Genomic DNA, 3,954 nt, shown 5'->3' with positions numbered 1-3,954 from the left:
TTATTAGTATTTTTATTATTTTTCTGTTTTTTTAAATTCTTTTTATATTTAGATTTTATTAAGTAATATTTTAGATTTTTTCTAAATTATAATAAAAATAGTTATTTTTTAATAATATGTATAATATTTTAATATTAGGTATAAATTAGGTTATTAAATAGTTATTTTTTAAAATATAGCTATTTAAATATAAAAAATAGAAATAATTAGTTTTTAAAATAGTATAATACTATTTTTTAAAAACTGTTTTTCTTAGAATATATTCAACTATAAATATTGTAAATGCAACAATAAATATAGAAATCCAATCTATAATATCAAGTCCAGTAGTTCTAAATATTGTTTGAAGTGGACTAATATAGATTACTGCAAGTTGTAATATAAATGAGATGAGTATTGATATTGTAAATGCCCTATTTTTCACTGTTGAATTTGATTTATTACAATATGCACTAAATAGTTGATAAACTACAAAGACTGTAAAAGCAACAGTCATTGCTTTTGTTTTACATTCATTTATTCCAAGACTTTGATTTGATTTTAATTCATAGATAAATAATCCAAGTGTACCTATTGCCATTGTAAGACCAAAGATTATTATTCTTAAATAATCTCTTTTTTCAAGGATTTCTCCATTTTCTGGTTTACGATGCATTAAATTTTTTTCTGGACCTTCATTTCCAAGGGATTGTGCTGGTGGTCCATCCATTATAATATTTATCCATAATATTTGTATTGGATTAAAGGGTAATGGTATATTTATTATACTTGCACCTACTATTGTTAATATTGCATCTATGTTTGTAGATACTTGGAATTTTACAAATCTTTTAATATTATCAAAGATTTTACGTCCTTCTTCAATTGCTTTTACAATTGTTGAGAAATCATCATTTTGAAGAATCATATCTGAAGATTCTTTTGCAACATCTGTACCTCCACCCATTGCAACTCCAATTGATGCTTTTTTAAGTGCAGGTGCATCATTTACACCATCTCCAGTCATTGAAACAATGTTTCCCATTGATTTTAATGTTTCTACAATTCTTACTTTTTGTTCTGGATATACTCTTGCATATACTTGAATATCTTCACATATTTTAGAGTATTCTTCATTAGAGAGTTTGTTTAATTCTTCACCAGTTATAATTTTTCCATTAGTTAATATTCCAAGTTCTTCTGCTACTGCTTTTGCTGTATCTTTGTGATCACCAGTTATCATCACAACACGAATACCTGCATCTTTACATTTATCAATAGATTCTTTTGTTTTATCTTTTGGTGGATCTATCATTCCAACTAATCCACAGAAGATTAGATTTTCTTCAATTTCATTATCATTTAAATTTTTAAATTTATCTTTATCTAAGATTTTATATCCAAATCCAATTACTCTTAATGCAGATTTAGTCATATCTTCTATTTTTGAGTTTATGGTTTTCTTTGTATTTTCATCTATTTCTTTAATTATTCCATTATCATCAATATATTTAGATTTAGATAAGATAATTTCTGGTGCACCTTTTGTATATACTATTATTTTTTCATTATTGTTTAATTTTTGATTTTCAAGTTTTTCTAATTGTTTTATATTATTATCTAAATAATTGTCATTAATAGGATATATTGTACTCATTCTTTTTCTAGAACTTGTAAGGGGAATTTCTTTAATACGTTTATTTTCTTTTAAATAATTTGAATCAACTTTATCCTTTGTAAATTCAAGTATTGCTCCATCAGTAGGATCACCTATAATCTTTCTATCTTTTATTGTTGAATTATTACATAGATAACCTACATCATATCCTATTTCTGAATATATATGAAAAATTAAGTATTTTTTTCATGATTTTTATTAATTTGTTCATTAAAATTGCTTAAATTATTCTTTATTCTTATAAGAACGAATTAAATTTTTAATAAAAAAGTTTTAAACATATTTTTTTCATTTTAGGGTTTTTTAATAATTTTGGGTTTTATGTTCTTATGTGATAAATTTTGTTTTTATGTTTTTAATTAAGAGTATTTGATTAATAATAATTTTATTTAAATAAAAAAGAGTAATTTGATTAGTAATTGAATTAATTTAAAAAAAATAGTAATGCAGGAGAATTTACCTGCATTTTAATAAAAATTTTAAAATTTAATTATTTTTAGTTTTTATATTTTGGAATCCAAATTAAAGATAGTAATGCTATTAATAATAAGTATAATGGGTTACCTGTTTTGTATGTTGTTGTAGTACTTTCATATTTACTTTGATTTGTCTTTTTATGATTATTTGTGTGATTGGTATTGTTATTGGTATTATTGTTAGTATGGTTTGTGTAGTTAGTATTGTTATTAGTGTAATTGGTATTATTAGTGTTATTAGTTTGTGTTGTAGTATTTATTGTGAAATTTTCCATTTTAAATGAAATTAGATTTTGATAATTTTTATAAATATCATTTAATTTTAATCCAATAAAGTTATATTGAATATAATCTGTTTCATTTATCCATTTTATTGGGGTATCATTAAGTATTAAATGATCTACATCAACATCATGTATTACTTTTTGAATTATTGTATCATTACTATTTCTAAATTCTTTATTTGTAAAAACCCATACACGGTTTTGATCTGAATATTCTGGATAATTATAGAATAAAACTTTAATATATTTAGAAACATCTTCTAATGTGTAATTATTAGTTGCGATTGATGTATTTGTAGTTGTGTATGTAATTTTTCCTGGTGGAAGTTTATTTGAATTAAGACAATAATAGTAGTAAACATCTCCTAGGTTAAGGTTATCTTTATTATCTATGAATGTACAGTTTGATACTTGTAATTTATTCATAAAAATAAAAATAGATCTACCTAAGTTTTCAGCAGTGTTATTTATGAATGTAGAATTTTTAATTTCTCCAAAATAAGCAAACCAATAAACTGCACCACCATTAGCTCCAGCAGTGTTATTTATGAATGTAGAATTTTCTATTGTTCCATAATGTCCATTCCAATATATTGCACCACAACTACTTTCTCCATGGTTATTAATAAAAGTACAATTTATAATAGTTCCGTTGTTTTTTCCCCAATATATTCCTCCAGCATGATGTTCTGAATATCCATTAATAAAGTTTATATTTTTTAAAACTACCTTTTCTGCTTGAACAGATATGATTTCAGAAAGGTTATTACCATTTAAAATATGATTATTACCATCGATTATTATTGCTTTATTAATACTAATTTCATAATTATCAACTGAACCATTAAAAGTATAATCTTTATCAAGAGTTAATGTACCATTTTCAGGAGTATTAGTAATAAGTTTTTTTAGATCATTAAATGTTCCTGGAGTTTCAGAGTCTGAAAGAATTGTTGAATTTTTATTATTCTTTACAGCATTTGAAACATATGTATTTTCAGATGTTCTAATATTAGATTGTATACTACTTTTTTGGTTTTCTTTAACATTGTCTGAGATAAGACTGTTTTCTGAAACCATATTAATATTAGAATTTGAACTTATTGATTCATTATTAGGGACTTGATTTATATTTAAACTGTTATTATCTGCTGCGGAAACAGTACTAATACATAAACAAAGTATAAGTAAAGTTATTATTAATAATATACTTCTTTTATTTAACAAATTTTCACCTCCCTTAATTTTATTTAAAATTCCTTTTAATATTGGTAAAAAATGGTTAGATATATATTAAAAGATTAAAGGGAAACCAAGTAATTTAATTACTTTAATTTATGATAATGGAATTAATAAGATTCATATTTTAAATTAAAGTATATTAATTACTTTAATTTCCTATCTTTAATCAATTAATATTTATTTAATTAATATTGTTTTTATATACATATAATTTAAATTTTTTTATATATATGCAGTTTATTTTTAAAAAATATATAAATATAAACTTTATATTAAATTTACTCTATTATTAAAG

The 3,954-nt window shown here is 22.3% G+C and carries 2 protein-coding genes; both read right to left on the bottom strand.

Annotation, left to right across the window (positions count from 1 at the left end):
• Positions 1-229 precede the first annotated feature (229 nt).
• Positions 230-1,810: a cation-transporting P-type ATPase gene (locus tag BGI41_RS06990; RefSeq protein ID WP_255377153.1), complete on the bottom strand. Its 1,581-nt coding sequence runs from the start codon at positions 1,808-1,810 to the stop codon at positions 230-232.
• 343 nt (positions 1,811-2,153) lie between these two features.
• Positions 2,154-3,644: a hypothetical protein gene (locus BGI41_RS06985; RefSeq protein ID WP_088539857.1), complete on the bottom strand. Its 1,491-nt coding sequence runs from the start codon at positions 3,642-3,644 to the stop codon at positions 2,154-2,156.
• Positions 3,645-3,954 lie beyond the last annotated feature (310 nt).

Source organism: Methanobrevibacter sp. 87.7 (assembly GCF_002208625.1).
Taxonomy (GTDB): Archaea; Methanobacteriota; Methanobacteria; order Methanobacteriales; family Methanobacteriaceae; genus Methanarmilla.
The sequence above is the reverse complement of the archived record's forward strand: the minus strand, read 5'-3'. Positions and strand labels throughout refer to the sequence as shown.